This is a genomic window from Paenibacillus mucilaginosus 3016 (genome assembly GCF_000250655.1).
GTDB lineage: Bacteria > Bacillota > Bacilli > Paenibacillales > NBRC-103111 > Paenibacillus_G > Paenibacillus_G mucilaginosus.
Genome location: NC_016935.1, coordinates 747,112 through 763,244, shown reverse-complemented (window position 1 = coordinate 763,244; position 16,133 = coordinate 747,112). Strand labels below are relative to the sequence as shown.

The following is a 16,133-nucleotide window of genomic DNA, read 5'->3' as shown; positions in this document are numbered from 1 at the left end:
GTTAGAGGAAGACTATGTTTTTCGACAATAACCATCCGATCCCAGTTCTAATGCATGAGTCCGCGGACCTATATCCCTATGACCTTAGGATACAATTTGGACGTTTGACTAGGGACTGCCGTGACAGCAGCTGAATATGCTGTGATAGCCTGCCTAATGGAGGAGTGAACGATGGCAACCTACGTATGGGGAGTGGATTCGGCTTCGCCGGTGGATGAGAAGCTGCTGCGTTGTGTGACGGAGCAGTTCGGGAAGCCGCGGTTCTGGGGGAGATATTTGACGACCATCCAAGGTGTCGCCTCCGGACTAAGCAAGGGGGAGATTTCGCTGCTGCACCGGCAGGGCATTCGGATCCTGCCGATCTATAATGAGTTCCGGGCCGCAACGGGCTATGAGAACGGCAAAAAAACCGCCCAGGAGGCGGCACAGCAGGCGCGGCGCCTTGGTATCCCGCGCGGCACGTTCCTCTTCGCGAACGTGGAGCGGTTCTTCGCGGTCGATACCTTGTGGATTCTCGGATGGGTGAATACGATCCGAACCACCGGGTACAAATCCGGCATCTATCATGATCCCGTACAGGGCGGGTTCTCGGCCGCTTTCTGCGAAGCCGTCCGCCGCGACTACCGCGTCACCTCGGAGACGGCGCTCTGGAGCGCCGAGCCTCAGCGCCCGGCATCCGGTCCCGATGCGCCGCCGATCTATGCGCCGAAGAAGCCTCACTGCAGCGCGAATGTCTGGGCTTGGCAGTACAGCCGGGACGTGCAGGGCTGCCCCGTGGATACGAATCTGATGGATACCCGGCTGTTCGGCCAGTTGTTCTGAGGACCGAGGGCCTTGCACCCACAACAAAAAAGCCCTCCGGTTCCCTCCACGGCCACAGCCGTCAAGGAATCCGGAGGGCGCCGTTAAGGCATCCTCACAGGATGATATCGTTAGATCAGGGTTACGTTGTCGCGGCCGCGGGCCGGTGTCTTGCGCTTCTCGATCAAACGGTTCAGCGCATCGACATACGCGCGGGCGCTGGCTTCCAGAATGTCCGTGCTGACGCCCCGGCCCTGGACGGAATAATCGCCCTGGCTGAGCACGACATGGACCTCGCCGAGCGCGTCCTTGCCCTGGGTGACCGACTGGATGGAGTAGTCGCCAAGCTCCACTTCTTCCTGGGTCGCCTTGTCGATTGCTTTGTAGATCGCATCGACGGAGCCGTTGCCGACAGCCGCTTCGTCCAGATAGCTGCCGTCCTGGAGCTTCAGGCGCACCGTCGCCGTAGGCGTCGACTGGTTGCCGTAGGACACCTGAATCGTCTCGAGCACATACACTTCCGGCGTCTCGATCAGCTTCTCTTCGATCAGGGCGAGAATATCCTCGTCCGTGACGTTCTTCTTCTTGTCGGCAAGTGCCTTGAACTTGCCGAACGCCGTGTTGAGCTGCTCGTCCCCGAGGTCATATCCGAGATCGACGAGCTTCTCGCGGAACGCGTGGCGGCCGGACAGCTTGCCGAGCGTGAGCTTGCTTTCCTTGAGGCCGATCGTCTCCGGCGACATGATCTCGTACGTCGTCTTCTCCTTGAGCATGCCGTCCTGGTGGATACCGGACTCATGCGCGAAGGCGTTGGCGCCGACGATCGCCTTGTTGCCGGGCACCGGCATACCGGTCAGCTTGCTGACCAGACGGCTCGTGCGCGCGATCTCCGAGAGGACCAGGCCCGTCTTCGCCTGGAAGAAGTCCTGACGCGTCTCAAGCGCCAGGGCCACTTCCTCGATGGCCGTGTTGCCGGCCCGCTCGCCGATCCCGTTGATCGTGCCCTCGATCTGGTCGGCCCCGTTCAGGATAGCCGCCAAGGCATTGGCCGTAGCCATCCCCAGGTCATCGTGACAGTGGGCGCTGAGCTGAATTTTCTCAATGCCGTTCACATTCTCCTTGAGGGTCTTGAAGATGTTGCCGTATTCGTAAGGCGTCAGGTAACCGACCGTATCCGGAATATTGACGACCGTAGCTCCGGCGCGGATGGCCATCTCCGTGACTTCGCAGAGGAAGTCGAGCTCCGTCCGGCCTGCATCCTCCGGCGAGAACTCCACTTTGCTGAAGTACTGCTTCGCATAGCGGATCGCCGCTTCCGCCGCCTCCAGCACCTGGTGCTTCTCCATCCGCAGCTTGTGCTTGCGGTGAATCGGCGACGATGCCAGGAACAGGTGGATACATGGATCCTGCGCATCCTTGAGCGCCTCCCGTACGGCATCGATATCCTGGGTGCGGGAGCGGGAGAGTCCGACGATGGTCGCATTCTTGACCGCCCGTGCCACGGCGTTCACGCCGGCCAGGTCGCCTGGGGATGCTGCCGGGAAGCCGGCCTCGATCCGGTCCACGCCGAGCTTCTCTAGCTGCAGCGCGATCTCCACCTTCTCCTGCATATTCAGGTTCACGCCGGGAGACTGCTCTCCGTCACGCAGCGTCGTGTCAAAAATATAAATTTTCCTCATAAGGTTTCACCTGCGCTTTATATTGGTTTCATTTCTTTCTGTATGGACTGGCCTTCATGAAGCAGAAAAAGGTACGGCCCGGGCGAGGGGAAACGCCCCGGCTGCCCGTTCGCTTCCTGCCCGCTCCAAAACCGACCTTCTTCTGGGATCCCCTGAGGGGAAACGGTATTGGCCGATTACTTCTTGATCCAGTGCATCAGTTCACGCAGTTGGGAACCGACTTTCTCGATGCCGTGCTCGGACTCCAGGCGGCGGGTTGCCGTCATGAAGGCGAAGCCGGATTGGTTCTCGAGGATGAAGTCGCGGGCGAACTTGCCCTGCTGGATGTCGGACAGTACGCGCTTCATTTCGGCTTTGGTTTCGCTTGTGATGATGCGAGGACCCGTTACATAGTCACCGTATTCGGCTGTGTTGGAGATCGAGCTTCTCATGGAAGCCAGACCGCCTTCATACATCAGGTCCACGATCAGCTTGAGCTCATGCAGACACTCGAAGTAAGCCATCTCCGGAGCATAGCCCGCTTCCACGAGCGTTTCGAAGCCGGCTTTAACGAGCTCGGATGCGCCGCCGCACAGTACGGCCTGCTCACCGAACAGATCGGTTTCGGTTTCTTCACGGAAGGAGGTTTCGATAACGCCTGCACGGGTGCAGCCGATCCCTTTGGCATACGCCAGACCGATAGCCTGAGCTTGGCCTGTTGCGTTCTGCTGGATAGCGATCAGACCAGGAACGCCGAAGCCTTCCACGTATACGCGGCGAACCATGTGGCCCGGGGACTTCGGAGCGACGAGGAGTACGTCCTTGTCCGGGGACGGCTTGATTTGGCCGAAGTGAACGTTGAAGCCGTGGGAGAACATGATGGTTGCGCCCTGCTTCAGGTTCGGCTCGATCTCGTTGCGGTATACGCTTGCTTGCGTCTCATCCGGCATCAGGATTTGAACCACGTCGGCGATCTTCGTAGCTTCCGCAACGGAGTATACGTCGAAACCGTCGTTTTTCGCCTGCTCGAAAGAGCGTCCCTGGCGAAGGCCGATGACTACTTTCAGGCCGCTGTCGCGAAGGTTTTGCGCTTGAGCGTGGCCTTGGCTTCCGTAACCGATGATTGCAATGGTCTTGCCCTTCAGAACGTTCAGGTCTGCGTCTTTTTCATAGTACATAGTAACTGCCATGGGATAATTGCTCCTCCTTTTAGTTAAACCCTGTGAGCGGGTGCCCAAAGGGACTGCCCGGCCTCTTGCTTTGAGCCATCTGCGGCCATCCGCTTGGGCTCCCGCTCACACGGGATCGATCATGAATTGGGGTGCTGCTGGTACTTCGCTTCGTTACATCCGGCCGGCCCGCTTGCCTGAACCGGTTACTTGCCCCGGATCATGGCGGTAACGCCGGTGCGGGACAATTCCTTGATACCGTAAGGCTTGAGCAGCTCGGTCATCGCGTCGATCTTCTCGGAGTCGCCCACCACCTGCACGATCAGCGAGCTAGGGCCGATGTCGACCACCGCGGCGCGGAACGTCTCGACGACGCCGAGAATCTCGGGACGGGCACTCGGTTCGGCGTTCACCTTGATCAGCGCGAGCTCGCGGCCGACCATCGGGTTGGCGCTGAGGTCGACGACCTTGATGACATCGATGAGCTTGTAGAGCTGCTTCGATACCTGCTCGAGCGTCTTATCGTCCCCGGTGGTGACGATGACCATCCGGGAGAGCCCTTTCTCTTCGGACTCCCCGACCGTGATGCTCTCGATATTGAAGCCCCGGCGGCCGAACAGGCCGGACACACGCTGCAGCACACCGGGCTGGTTGTTCACTAGTACGGATATGGTGTGTTTGTAACTCATTCCGAATCCCCCATTATCATTTGGTCTATCGTCGAGCCCTGTGTAACCATCGGGAACACATTCTCGTGCTTGCGGACGACGAATTCGACGAGGACCGGACCTGGGGTATCCAGCGCTTCCTTCCATGCGGTGCGTGCTTCATCTTTGTTCGTTGCGCGCAGACCCTTCACGCCGTAGGCCTCAGCCAGCTTCACGAAGTCCGGGGAGCCCGCGAGGTCGATGTGGCTGTAGCGGTTGTCGTAGATGATCTCCTGCCACTGGCGAACCATGCCGAGCACCTGGTTGTTGATGACGACGATCTTCACCGGGATCTTGTTGATGGCGCAGATCGCGAGCTCCTGGGAGCACATCTGCATGCCGCCGTCGCCGTTGATCGAGATGACGAGACGGTCCGGGTTGGCCACCTGGGCGCCGATCGCCGAAGGGAAGCCGAAGCCCATCGTGCCGAGGCCGCCGGAAGTAATCCAGGAGCGCGGCTTGTTGAACTTGTAGTACTGTGCCGACCACATCTGATGCTGGCCTACGTCCGTCGTGACGATCGCCTCGCCATTTGTCGTCTCATGCAGCATCTCGATGACGTACTGCGGCTTGAGCTCCGTATCCGAGTCCTTGTAGGTCAGCGGATATTTAGCCTTATTCTCCTTCACCCAGTCCACCCAGGCGGAGGTGTCGCCGGCTTTCACCTTCTGGTTCGCCATCTCGAGAACGATCTTCACGTCGCCGACAACCGGAATCGCCGTTTCGACAATCTTGCCGATCTCCGCCGGATCCACGTCGATATGAACGATCTTCTTCGCCTTGGGAGCGAAGCCGTTGACCTTCATCGTCACCCGGTCGTCGAAGCGGGCGCCGATGCCGATGAGCAGATCGCAGTTCTGCAGCGCGTGGTTCGCCGTGTGCGTTCCGTGCATGCCCGGCATACCGAGCCACAGCTCATGGGCGCTTGGGAAGCCGCCGAGACCGAGCAGGGTCGTGGTCACCGGAATCCGTGTGGCATTTACGAACTTGATGAGCTCATCCGCCGCACCGGAGTACACTACGCCGCCGCCGGCCAGGATAACCGGGCGCTCCGCTTCCGCGATCGCCTCGAGCATCCGGTCCACCTGAAGGCGGTTCGGCTGCACCGTCGGGTTGTAGCCGCGGATCTCGACCTTCTCCGGATAGTAGAACGGAGAAGCGTCGTTGGAGACGTCCTTCGGAATATCGATGAGCACCGGCCCTTTGCGTCCCGTCGAGGCGATATGGAACGCCTCTTTGATGATGCGCGGCAGGTCCCTTACATCGCGGACCAGGTAGCTGTGCTTCGTGATCGGCATCGTGATCCCCGTAATGTCCGCTTCCTGGAATGCATCCGTTCCGATCACCGTCGTCGCCACGTTGCCTGTGATAACTACGAGCGGTACCGAGTCCATGTACGCCGTTGCAATCCCCGTGACCAGGTTCGTCGCACCCGGTCCGGAGGTGGCGATACAGACCCCCACCTTACCGGTGGAACGGGCGTAGCCGTCCGCCGCGTGAATCGCGCCCTGCTCATGTCTTGTCAGCAGGTGGTTGAAATCCGGATTGCCGTGCATCGCATCGTAAATATATAATACCGCACCGCCCGGATAGCCGAAGACGCAGTCCACGTCCTCCAGCAGCAGGCTCCTCAGGAGTGCTTCGGATCCGGTGATGACATCAGGCTTCAGCAGCTCTTCTCGCAGCTGCTCCTTTGACTTCTGTGTTGTTTGAACGATCATCTTATGGCCTCCTCTCGATATTCCGACAGTCCGACAAATATGCATCAAAAAACCCCTTTCGTCCCAAATGCAGCATGTGCATTTGAAGGGACGAAAGGGGTTGATCTTCCGTGGTACCACCCAAAGTTTGTCAGACGCCTCTCAGCATCCAACCTTAGCAGGTCTTAAAGACCGTTCGTCACAGCTGCAGCTACCGGCTAGCACGATAGAGACAGCGCAAAGAACGCTTCAAGGAACCTTCGGCACGGTAACGTGTGCCCTTCCGATTCTCCCTAATAACTACATCGCTTTCCAGCGGTAAAGCCCGCATTTAAAAAAACGAGTACCTTTCAGGAAAACAGCTCCGAGGTGAGCTCGTATATAAGGGATTATGGCAATGGTTTCAGCATCTCCATTTGCTCTCTGAGCATAAGAGCCCCTATCACTTCGTCCTCTTCATAGCCGTTAGTACTGTTGTACTTTTTGCTAATTATATGCCCTATCCCCCGTTTAGTCAAGGGTCAATCTGGCCCTTCCAAACAACACCAAGCTTCATTCTGCAGTCTGCAGGACATTGACGGCGTCATTTTGCAGTCGGAGCCCTTCAGAAAGCGGCACTTCGCATCCGGTTGGAAAGCCCTGCCTGGCCCTGCGGACCCTTTCGTCCAGGCCGCAGCCGCTGCCGTTCCGGGGGACATTCCTACCGTCCGATCCGGACGAAACGGCTGTCGTACCCTGTCGGCTTGCGTTAAGCGCATGTGGACACCCGCCGTTTCTTCACAAAACCTTCTCCCCGCCTTAACCTCCTTATGACAATGAACCGTTAAGGTAGAGCTGAACCCGAAGGTTACCAGGAGTTACCGGAAGTGACCGGAAAGCCAAGAAGAATCCAAGGAGTGAAATCCATCGTGCGCAAAATGTTCCTGTCCGCCGCTATGACCGCCGTCCTGCTGGGCGGTGTCCTCGCCTCAGCTTCCGCAGCCCCGCCGGCCTCCCAGCCGAACTCCGGACCGGCCGGCGGCAGCAAGGCCCTTGAGAACCCGGGAGCTGCCGAACCGGCCCGTGATGCTTCCCGCCTGCCTAAGAACGCCCCGGCCGGCAGCAAGGAGTCTGCAGCGGCATCCGGCAGGGACGCGGACCCTTCCCCGGGCGGCACCGGCGAGCCGGGCGAGAAGCCGAAGCTTTCCTTCCCGGTTATCAGCGATATTCATATTCAGTCCTGGCATACCGAGTCGCATATGAAGTTCACCCAGGCACTGCAGGACCTGAACGCTGTCAATCCCGCGTCCGATGCGCTCGTCATTAACGGTGATCTGACGAACGGCATGCCGGCCGATTACGCCAAGCTTCAGGAGCTGATCGGTCAGCAGCCGCATCCGAGGAGCGTCTTCTACACGATCGGCAACCATGAGTTCTATAAAGCGTGGTTCGATGCGGACGGCTACTGGAATCCCGCCACGTTCCCGAACGGAGAAACCGAGGAAGCCTCGATCGCCCGCTTCCTGGATTTGACCGGGCAGAAGAACAAAGTGTATTATGACCAAATGGTCAAAGGTTATCACTTTATTTTCCTCGGCTCCGAACAATACCGCCAATCCGACCCGGCCAACCTCGAGGACGCCTATCTCTCCAGCGAACAGCTCGACTGGCTCAAGAAGACGCTGCGCAAGGGAGCCTCGTCCGACAAGCCGATCTTCGTCTTCCTGCATCAGCCGCTTCCCTACACGGTGGCCGGCACGCACTTCTGCTGCGTGAACAACCGGGCCGTCGTGCAGCACGAAGAGCTCAAAGCCATTCTCTCCGAATATCCGCAGGTCGTCTTCTTCTCCGGTCACAGCCACTGGGAACTGAAGCTGTCCGGCACGCTTGTGCAGGAGAAGTTTACCATGGTGAATACTTCCTCGGTCGTGCAGCCCTGGACCGACAACGGCAGCGGAGGAGAGATGCTGACCGCTCCGGAGGAGAGCGAAGGTCTGTACGTCGAGGTGTACAAAGACCGTGTCACCATTAAGGGACGCGACTTCTACCGCCACCGCTGGATCCCCGAAGCGGACTTCACGATTCCTATGGAGCGGTAGTGCAAGGCACAGGGTGGAATGTCAAGGCAGAGCCGAAGGAGCCGCAGCCCTTCGGCTCTCTCTTTGTCCTGCCAAGGCCGGCGTCCGATGCCCATAGAGTGACCTGCTGACCTGGCCGCTTTTGAAGCCCGGCCTCTCCGAAGGATGATTCTTACCCCGAGATTAAAGGTTATTGGATAGAAGCATCCTAACATCAACAGAAGGAGTGATTTCCCATTGCGACGTTTCTTTAAAAACACCATGCTGTCCATTTCCCTGCTGCCCGCCCTCATCGCCTCCTCTGCAGCCGCTCCTCTTCTGCATAGTCCAGGTATACTTGCCCAGGCCGGCAGCGGGACCGGGAGCCTGAAGCCGGATTCCCGCTCCGTCCAGACCCTCTCGGCTTCCGCCGGCAAACCGGGTGTGCCCGCGCCGCCCATCCCTCAAGCGCAGCCGTCATTTACATTCGCCGTTCTCAGCGACGTTCATGTCCAGGCATGGAACAAGGCTTCACACCGTAAGCTGAGCCAGGCCCTGAACGATATCGAAGCGATCAATCCGGACACGGCCGCCCTGATCCTGAACGGCGACCTGACCGAAGGCCTGACGGAAGATTACGTGAAGCTCCAGGACCTGCTGCAGGACAACCCTCACCCGGATACCATCTTCACCTCAATCGGTAATCACGAGTTCTTCAAGGCCTGGTACGACGGAAACCGGGAGTGGAACGGCAGCACGTTTCCGAATGGCGAGACCGAGCAGGCTTCGATCTCCCGCTTCCTTACGTTCGCGGGCCGGGAGCAGATCTACACGAGCCAGGTATTGAGCGGCTATCAATTCATCTTCCTGGGCTCGGAGCGGTACCGCCAGTCCGACCCGAACAACGGGGAAGACGCCTACTTGTCGGATGCGCAGCTCAACTGGCTGAAGAGCACCCTGAAGAGCTCGGAGCCCGGCAGGCCGATCTTCGTCTTCCTGCACCAGCCCCTCCCCTACACCGTATCGGGGACCCACTTCTGCTGCACGAATAACCGTGCCGTCATCCAGCATGAAGAGCTGAAGAAGATCCTCTCGGGATATCCGCAGGTCATTCTGTTCTCCGGTCATACCCACTGGGAGCTGAAGCATCCGCAGACCCTTGTGCAGGACAAATTTACGATGGTGAATTCGTCCGCCGTGATAGAGACGTGGAGAGAAAAACCGGGCGGCGGAGACCAGATCAACGGGCCCGAGGAAAGCGAAGGGCTCTATGTGGAGGTCTATCCCGACCGCGTGCAGATCAAGGGACGCGATTTTTACCGCCACAGCTGGGTTCCCGAGGCCCAGTTTACCGTGACCCCGGAATCTTGATACCATAGCTCTCCCTGAGCAGCCCAGCCCCTGCGGGCCCCGGTCGAAACGAATCCTGAGATTCCTGTCGGCCGGGCCGCAGGGGCTCTTTACCGTTTGTTCCGCCAGGGCCAAGCCCATTCTGATGATCCTTCTTCGTCTGCACGCACGACGGCTTTTTCTCCATCCTGCGGATCCTTCTTCGTCTGCGCGCACCCACGGCTTTCTCCATCCTGTGGCTCCCTCCTCGTCTGCGGGCACGACGGCTTTCGCCCCCTTCCCGAACGCAAAAAATCCCCCGCATCCGGCACTCTCGGGAGCACCTCTGCGGGGGATTGTTCTGAGCTGAAATTAAGCGTTCAGCTTTTGCTTCGCCGTATCAGCGAGGGAGTTGAACGCCGTGATGTCGTTGACTGCGAGGTCAGCGAGCATCTTGCGGTTTACTTGTACTTCAGCCAGCTTCAGGCCGTGCATCAGCTTGCTGTAGGACAGGCCGTTCTGACGAGCAGCCGCGTTGATCCGCACGATCCACAGTCTGCGGAAGTCACGCTTGTTCTGACGGCGGTCACGGTATGCGTAGACCAGGGATTTCATAACCTGTTCTTTAGCTGTTTTAAATAATCTATGTTTGGAACCGAAGTAACCTTTTGCAAGTTTCAGGATCTTCTTGCGACGACGCGTGCGGATGAAACCGCCTTTCACTCTTGCCATGAAATTCTACCTCCAAAGTGGTCTAAGTATCTAAAACGTGCAAACGTAAAGCGGATATGAATTAGATGTTGCCGAGCTGCTGCTTCAGGCGTCTTACATCGCCGGGAGCCATAACCGGGTTCGTACCCAGTACGCGCTTCTGACGGCCGGACTTGCCGGACAGCAGGTGGTTTTTGTACGCTTTATAGCGTTTTACTTTACCGGTACCGGTAATTTTGAAACGGTCTTTCAAGCTGCTGTGGGTCTTCATCTTAGGCATGGGGTGTTCCTCCTTAAAGAATAAGTAAATGCTACTGCTGTTGCTTCGGAGCCAGAATCATGATCATGCTGCGTCCTTCGAGCTTCGGTCTGCGCTCTACTACGCAGAGTTCTTCCACTGTGGCTGCCATACGTTCCAGAACCTTCTGACCGATGGATGCATGGGCAATTTCCCGGCCGCGGAAACGGACCGACAGCTTGACCTTGTCACCATCGCTCAGGAACTTCTCGACATTGCGCAGCTTCGTCTGGAAGTCGTGCTCGTCGATCGTTGCACTCAGACGGATTTCCTTCAGGTCGACGATCTTCTGGTTCTTACGGGCTTCCTTCTCTTTCTTCTGCGTTTCATAGCGGAACTTCCCGTAGTCCATCACCCGGCATACCGGTGGTTTGGCCGTAGGAGCCACGTTCACCAGGTCCAGATTCAAGTCCTGCGCCATTTGAAGCGCTTCGCGAATCGGCATGATGCCCAGCTGCTCTCCGTCCGCACCAATCATACGAACTTCTCTCGCCCGAATTTCTTCGTTAATCATGTGCTCTGTACTGATAACCTGCCACCTCCAAAAGGGATTATAAAAAAAGACGTGGGCGCTTGGTACGCCCACGTCGGTTTGGTTTCAAGTGATCGCTGTCCGGCACAAACAATAGCAGACAGACTGTTCAAGGTCACTCTAACATAACCAGCCAACCGGGGTCGGACAGGTGAGAAGCGGGCGCTTCTTCTTTCGCACCAAAACAATATATCACACTGAACCAATCGATGTCAACCTGATTTTAGGAAGCCTGCTTGCTCTGCATCTCTTCCAGACGGATGACGCGGGTATGCTCGGTATGGCTCCACTGCTTGTTGTTCTGGGTGAAGAAAGCATAGAACGTAATCGGCCACCAGGACAGCAGATAAACCGGGAATGCGAAGAGGTACTTGTAAGTTTTGAGCGGCGCCTTCTCAAGAACGAGCGCGACCAGGAACTGGGCGTAAGTAAGAACAGAGAAAATACCGAACGCATAAGGCGCCATCTCGTACAAAGACGGGAACTTCTCCACATTCGGAAGAACGGTATTGATCCAGAGGATGACCGTAACGATCGAACCGATGAACAGGTTGTAAACGTTCAGCGCGTAGACGGCCGTATCGATTTTCGCCCAGCTACCTTCTTTGATCCCTCTCCAGAACAGCGGGAAAAAGTAGCGTCTGGCGACATCGAAGTGACCCTGCATCCAGCGCAGGCGCTGGCGAGCCGAAGCCTTGAAGGTCAGCGGCTTCTCGTCATACACCTTCGCATCGTAGTTGAAGGTCGGGTTAATGCCCCGCATTACGCAGCGCATCGTGAACTCCAGGTCTTCGACCAGGCTTGTCGCCCCCCAGCCGATCTCCTTGAGCAGGTTGGTCTCAAAGCACATGCCCGTCCCGCCGAGATAATTGGCGAGGCCGAGGTTCGTACGGGGCAGCTGCCACAGACGGTTGCAGTACCAGTACGTGATCGCGTAAGCGGCCGTAATCCAGGAATCATGAGGATTCTTCGTATCGAGATACGCCTGGATAACCCGGGAACCGTTGCACAGATCGTTGTTCATATGACTCAGATAGTCCGGATTGACAAGGTTGTCGGCGTCGAACATGACCACCGCGTCATACTGGCGGGGCATCTTCCAAAGCTCCTTCAGCATCCACTCGATGGCAAAGCCCTTACCGCGAAGCTGCGGATTGTGGCGCTCGCAGGCATGCACGCCGGCATCCCTGGCGATCTGAGCCGTCTGGTCCGTACAATTGTCGCAGATGACGAATATATCATAAAGCTCTTTCGGATAGTCAAGGTTTTTGAGATTCTCAATCAGCGCTCCAACCACCTGCTCCTCGTTGTGAGCGGCGACCAATACGGCAAACGACTTTTGCGGAGCGTGTTCGGCCCGGTTTCTGCGGCGATACCAGCCGAAAAACGTCAGAACCAGCTGATAGGCCCCGATGCAAGCCAGCACAATCTGCAGGCCTAACAGTAAACTGTCTAACATGCAACATCCCCCTTTTTTTGTATGTACCCCTTATGTCTTTTTTTGATAGCGCCTTTACATCCATTTCGATAGGGAATCCCCCGCTGCGAGGGTCGCCGAATATGATTTTCCTCTCTTTGCATGCATTTGTCAAAAGCTTCAGAGACCTTCCAGCCCTCAAAGCGGGGCTTTTCAGGCAAAATTGGCCGTTATTCCCCTCGGACGCTCCGGCATCCAGCTTTTTACGTCTTATTTTCATCGATTTTCAATCATTTTATAAGCCGCCGCTGGAAAAAACTTTCTGCATAAGGAACTCAGGGGTACACCGCAAGTTCAGCCTCCAGGGAATCCGGGACGTTCCCTCCGTTACTTCGGCAGGGCCTCATTCGGGCTCTCCTGGGCGGTGCCGGCCGCCAAAACTTCCCTGCAGCTCGCATACAACCTGTCGAATATGGAGTCCCACGACTGCTCCAGGCTGTAGGCTCTCGCCGCACCGGCCAGCTCGGCACGCTGACTAGGGTTATTATACAGCCGCTCCACCGCTTCGACAAAATCCGATAGACTTCCCGGACGGCAGAGTATGCCTGTCGAACCATGCCGGACCGTATCTGCGACGCCCCCCGCATCGGCACCGACGACGGGCGTTCCCGATGCCATGGCTTCAAGCACCACGTTGCCGAACGTCTCCGTTGCCGAAGGGAACAGGAAGAGATCCGCTGCGGCATACAGGTCGCTTAAGGCCTTTCCTTCCCGGAAGCCGGTGAAGGTCACATCGCTTCTCGCTGCGTACTGCTCCTGAAGGGGGCGCAGCAGAGGACCGTCCCCGGCCACCGCCAGATGGGCCCGGCTCCGGATGGGTTCCGGAAGCGAATCGAAGGTGCTGAAGAGCAGATCCACGCTTTTCTCGACAGCAAGCCTTCCCACATAGAGCAAGACGAACTTCTCCGGCGGAATGTTGCATGTCCGGAGCACCTCCTCCCGGTTCACCACCGGGTGGAACCGTTTGACATCCACCCCCCGAGACCAAATCTCCAATTCCTTGAGCCCTTTGTTCTGCAGGTGCTTCATCGTCGAATGGGACGGTACAAAAATACGGCGGCAGTCCTGATGAAACCAAAGCATGTACTTCCACAGCATGGGCTCCATCCACTGCAGCTTATAGTAGGCAAGGTATTGATCAAAATGAGTGTGGTAAGAGGCCACCGCGGGAATGCCTTTGCGCCTCGCATAGTGAAGGCCCACAAGTCCCAGATTGAACGGCGTCGCCAGATGAATCAGGTCCGGCGAGAAAGCCTTCAGCGCTTTCTTCAGGTTCATGGGATTGGGAATGGCCATCCGGCATTCCGGATACAGGGAGAATGGAATGCTGTAGAACCGCTCTACCATCCACTGGTCCGCTTCGGCAGCGGCAGGGCTCTGAGGCGCGAACACCCGGCACTGCGCTCCCCTCGCTTCAAGATACTTCACCCACCGGCCGAGCGTCTTCGCCACACCGTTCACATCCGGCACGAACGTATCCGTAAACAGGGCTACTCTCATGATTAACCTCCCACAAGTTTTGTTGAAACACCTCTAATGTGATGAGATTGTGAACAAAACTGCATCGGAAGCTGTGCGCTTTGGCACCTGGGATCGTGAAGAGCTGCGGAGAAAGTGCTTCGTTTCCTGTCCTTTTGAGTTAATGAAACACAGGGAGACTTTGCACGTAGAACATGGCTGAGGGAACGAAAATCTCCTTATTGCCTGTACGCCGAAAACGCCTTCTTACTATAATTAATATGCGGGCACACGGTAGCGCCCGGATTCCATGCCATCGTAACGGAATATTGTTAAGGGAGCGTCAAGGGAGCGTTAATTTTTTGCTTTCGAGGGTTTCATATCCGGTTGATACTCCTATAACAAATCTATGTACAATGAATGTATATGAATCCGAAGAGGAGCTTATCCCACTTTCCAAAGGAGGGGTTCGAATGGATCGCGTCGTTTCGTGGCTGGTGCGGCATGAGAGGCGGATGTTCAACTTTGTGAACCGCCGGATGCAGCACCGGAGGCTGGATCTGTTTTTTAACGGCATTACCCATCTGGGTGGCGCAACCGCCATGATTGTGATCGCGCTGAGCATGGCCATCTTCGGAAGGGGCTCCTGGAAGCTCGCAGGTCTGGAGAGCTGCATCGCGCTCGCCGTAAGCCATATCCCGGTAGCCGTCATCAAGAAGAAATACCCGAGGCTCCGCCCTTATCTTGTTCTGCCGGATACCATCACATACAAGAATCCGCTGAAAGATCATTCCTTCCCGTCGGGCCATACCACCGCGATCTTCTCGGTGACCGTCCCGCTTATGCTGATGTCTCCCTGGTGCGTAGCATTGCTCCTGCCGATCGCCATACTGGTCGGCGTATCGCGGATGTATCTCGGACTTCACTACCCTTCCGACTGCCTGGCCGGCTCGGTGATCGGTACGGGCGCCGCGTTTGCGGCCGCAGCGTTCATCGGTTAATCCCGCGGCCTGCCGGGCCTGCGGCTGCATGACTCAATGACTATTACGGTTAGATGAGGTGTGGTAAGGATCATGCGCAAAAAGAAGAGGATTCTGATTCTGTCCGAAGGCTTCGGTGCCGGCCATACCCAGGCCGCCTATGCCCTGTCCGACAGCCTTCGCCTCCTGGCCCCGCACATCCAGAGCCGGGTCCTGGAGCTCGGCACCTTCCTCCATCCCACACTCGCCCCGCTGGTGATCGGCGCCTACCGCAGGACGGTGACGACACAGCCGAAGCTCTACGGCCTGGTCTATCGATCCCAGGACAGGAAGACGCTGAACCGCCTCACCCGGCTCGCCCTTCACCGGATCTGTTACGCCCAGACGGCGGCGATCGTCAGGCAGCTGAAGCCGGATGCCATCGTCTGCACCCACCCTTTTCCCAGCGCCGTGATCTCGCGGCTCAAACGGTTCGGGCTCGAGGTGCCGCTGTACACCGTCATTACGGATTACGATGCGCACGGCACCTGGGTCAGCAGTGAGGTCAATACGTACCTTGTCTCCACCCCCGGAGTCAAGCATAAGCTGGAGAGTCTCGGCATTCCCCCCGAGGCGGTTCAGGTGACCGGTATTCCCGTCCACCCGAATTTCTGGCAGCCGCATAACCGGGATGAGCTGCGTGCCCGTTTCGGGCTTCGGCAGCTTCCGACCGTACTTGTGATGGGTGGAGGCTGGGGGCTGCTCAAGGACCGCAATTTCCTCCATCATCTGCTCCGGTGGCGGGAACAGATCCAGCTCGTTCTCTGCCTCGGCTCCAATCACTCGTCGCTCCGTGAACTCGCAGAAGACCCGCGCTTCCGCCATCCGAACATTCGTCTGCTCGGCTTCACCAAAGAAGTCTCGCAGTGGATGGACGTGTCGGACCTGCTGATCACAAAGCCGGGCGGCATGACCTGTACCGAAGCCCTCGCCAAGGGAATACCGATGCTGTTCCACAAGCCGATTCCCGGACAGGAAGAGCGCAATCTTCAATACTTCACGCAGATGGGCTTCGGCGAAGCGATCCGGTCGGCCGAGACCGTCGACCTCTGGTTCCGGCAGCTCATCGACCATTACCCCGAGATCGAGCAAGCCAGGTCGTCGCGGTCAGCCGCCGGCGGGGCCGCCTATTCCCCTTCCCTGTGCTCACAGGCCATTATGGAGATGGTGCCCTGAGTCCCCCAGGCTGCACAGCAAAAGCCCCCGCCCTTCCCAATAGGAAAGACGGGGGCTTGTAC

14 protein-coding genes are annotated in these 16,133 nt (G+C 57.6%); 5 read left to right on the top strand and 9 right to left on the bottom strand.

Features of this window, described 5'->3' with window-relative positions:
• Positions 1 to 171: 171 nt before the first annotated feature.
• Entirely contained in the window at positions 172 to 822 is a 651-nt protein-coding gene (locus PM3016_RS03480; protein WP_014368425.1) for a glycoside hydrolase domain-containing protein, read from the top strand.
• A 110-nt stretch (positions 823 to 932) separates the two neighbouring features.
• Here PM3016_RS03480 and PM3016_RS03475 read toward each other — a convergent pair whose 3' ends face one another.
• The 4 genes from PM3016_RS03475 to ilvB all read right to left on the bottom strand — a co-directional run bounded on the left by PM3016_RS03475 (position 933) and on the right by ilvB (position 6,056).
• Positions 933 to 2,480: a 2-isopropylmalate synthase gene (locus PM3016_RS03475; protein WP_014368424.1), complete on the bottom strand. Its 1,548-nt coding sequence runs from the start codon at positions 2,478 to 2,480 to the stop codon at positions 933 to 935.
• A 176-nt stretch (positions 2,481 to 2,656) separates the two neighbouring features.
• The gene (ilvC, locus tag PM3016_RS03470) at positions 2,657 to 3,649 is read right to left on the bottom strand and encodes a ketol-acid reductoisomerase (protein ID WP_014368423.1); all 993 of its coding nucleotides are present in this window, start codon (positions 3,647 to 3,649) and stop codon (positions 2,657 to 2,659) included.
• A 185-nt stretch (positions 3,650 to 3,834) separates the two neighbouring features.
• Positions 3,835 to 4,317, bottom strand: coding sequence for an acetolactate synthase small subunit (ilvN, locus tag PM3016_RS03465; protein WP_014368422.1), 483 nt, complete (start codon positions 4,315 to 4,317; stop codon positions 3,835 to 3,837).
• Positions 4,314 to 6,056 (bottom strand): biosynthetic-type acetolactate synthase large subunit, encoded by a 1,743-nt coding sequence (gene ilvB / locus PM3016_RS03460; RefSeq protein WP_014368421.1) that lies wholly within the window; start codon positions 6,054 to 6,056, stop codon positions 4,314 to 4,316. Before ilvB ends, ilvN begins: the two co-directional genes overlap by 4 nt.
• A gap of 875 nt (positions 6,057 to 6,931) precedes the next feature.
• Here ilvB and PM3016_RS03455 point away from each other — a divergent pair.
• Positions 6,932 to 8,113 carry a metallophosphoesterase family protein gene (locus PM3016_RS03455; RefSeq protein WP_238540426.1) on the top strand — a complete coding sequence of 394 codons (1,182 nt, stop codon included), beginning with the start codon at positions 6,932 to 6,934 and terminating at the stop codon, positions 8,111 to 8,113.
• 216 nt (positions 8,114 to 8,329) lie between these two features.
• Complete coding sequence (locus PM3016_RS03450) at positions 8,330 to 9,442, top strand: metallophosphoesterase family protein (RefSeq protein ID WP_014368419.1); 1,113 nt, start codon at positions 8,330 to 8,332, stop codon at positions 9,440 to 9,442.
• A gap of 330 nt (positions 9,443 to 9,772) precedes the next feature.
• On the opposite strand, the gene rplT is transcribed toward PM3016_RS03450, so the two are convergent.
• From rplT to PM3016_RS03420, 5 genes are all read right to left on the bottom strand, one after another.
• A complete protein-coding gene (gene rplT, locus PM3016_RS03440) occupies positions 9,773 to 10,132 on the bottom strand; it encodes a 50S ribosomal protein L20 (RefSeq protein WP_013914489.1) in 360 nt (119 codons plus the stop codon).
• Between the two features lie 61 nt (positions 10,133 to 10,193).
• Complete coding sequence (rpmI, locus tag PM3016_RS03435) at positions 10,194 to 10,391, bottom strand: 50S ribosomal protein L35 (RefSeq protein WP_013914488.1); 198 nt, start codon at positions 10,389 to 10,391, stop codon at positions 10,194 to 10,196.
• A gap of 31 nt (positions 10,392 to 10,422) precedes the next feature.
• Entirely contained in the window at positions 10,423 to 10,923 is a 501-nt protein-coding gene (gene infC, locus PM3016_RS03430) for a translation initiation factor IF-3 (RefSeq protein ID WP_013914487.1), read from the bottom strand.
• Between the two features lie 241 nt (positions 10,924 to 11,164).
• Positions 11,165 to 12,400 carry a glycosyltransferase family 2 protein gene (locus tag PM3016_RS03425; protein WP_013914486.1) on the bottom strand — a complete coding sequence of 412 codons (1,236 nt, stop codon included), beginning with the start codon at positions 12,398 to 12,400 and terminating at the stop codon, positions 11,165 to 11,167.
• Between the two features lie 345 nt (positions 12,401 to 12,745).
• Positions 12,746 to 13,918, bottom strand: a complete 1,173-nt coding sequence (locus PM3016_RS03420) for a glycosyltransferase family 4 protein (RefSeq protein ID WP_013914485.1) — start codon at positions 13,916 to 13,918, stop codon at positions 12,746 to 12,748.
• Between the two features lie 431 nt (positions 13,919 to 14,349).
• Here PM3016_RS03420 and PM3016_RS03415 point away from each other — a divergent pair, with 431 nt between their 5' ends.
• Both PM3016_RS03415 and PM3016_RS03410 read left to right on the top strand, forming a co-directional pair.
• Positions 14,350 to 14,877 (top strand): phosphatase PAP2 family protein, encoded by a 528-nt coding sequence (locus PM3016_RS03415; RefSeq protein ID WP_014368416.1) that lies wholly within the window; start codon positions 14,350 to 14,352, stop codon positions 14,875 to 14,877.
• 72 nt (positions 14,878 to 14,949) lie between these two features.
• Positions 14,950 to 16,071, top strand: a complete 1,122-nt coding sequence (locus PM3016_RS03410) for a UDP-N-acetylglucosamine--LPS N-acetylglucosamine transferase (RefSeq protein WP_014368415.1) — start codon at positions 14,950 to 14,952, stop codon at positions 16,069 to 16,071.
• Positions 16,072 to 16,133: the final 62 nt, after the last annotated feature.

Bases quoted from the DNA above. Each gene is read 5' to 3' on its own strand.
- PM3016_RS03480 (WP_014368425.1), top strand. From the start codon at position 172: ATGGCAACCTACGTATGGGGAGTGGATTCGGCTTCGCCGGTGGATGAG.
- PM3016_RS03475 (WP_014368424.1), bottom strand. From the start codon at position 2,480: ATGAGGAAAATTTATATTTTTGACACGACGCTGCGTGACGGAGAGCAG.
- ilvC (WP_014368423.1), bottom strand. From the start codon at position 3,649: ATGGCAGTTACTATGTACTATGAAAAAGACGCAGACCTGAACGTTCTG.
- ilvN (WP_014368422.1), bottom strand. From the start codon at position 4,317: ATGAGTTACAAACACACCATATCCGTACTAGTGAACAACCAGCCCGGT.
- ilvB (WP_014368421.1), bottom strand. From the start codon at position 6,056: ATGATCGTTCAAACAACACAGAAGTCAAAGGAGCAGCTGCGAGAAGAG.
- rplT (WP_013914489.1), bottom strand. From the start codon at position 10,132: ATGGCAAGAGTGAAAGGCGGTTTCATCCGCACGCGTCGTCGCAAGAAG.
- rpmI (WP_013914488.1), bottom strand. From the start codon at position 10,391: ATGCCTAAGATGAAGACCCACAGCAGCTTGAAAGACCGTTTCAAAATT.
- infC (WP_013914487.1), bottom strand. From the start codon at position 10,923: ATGATTAACGAAGAAATTCGGGCGAGAGAAGTTCGTATGATTGGTGCG.
- PM3016_RS03425 (WP_013914486.1), bottom strand. From the start codon at position 12,400: ATGTTAGACAGTTTACTGTTAGGCCTGCAGATTGTGCTGGCTTGCATC.
- PM3016_RS03420 (WP_013914485.1), bottom strand. From the start codon at position 13,918: ATGAGAGTAGCCCTGTTTACGGATACGTTCGTGCCGGATGTGAACGGT.
- PM3016_RS03415 (WP_014368416.1), top strand. From the start codon at position 14,350: ATGGATCGCGTCGTTTCGTGGCTGGTGCGGCATGAGAGGCGGATGTTC.
- PM3016_RS03410 (WP_014368415.1), top strand. From the start codon at position 14,950: ATGCGCAAAAAGAAGAGGATTCTGATTCTGTCCGAAGGCTTCGGTGCC.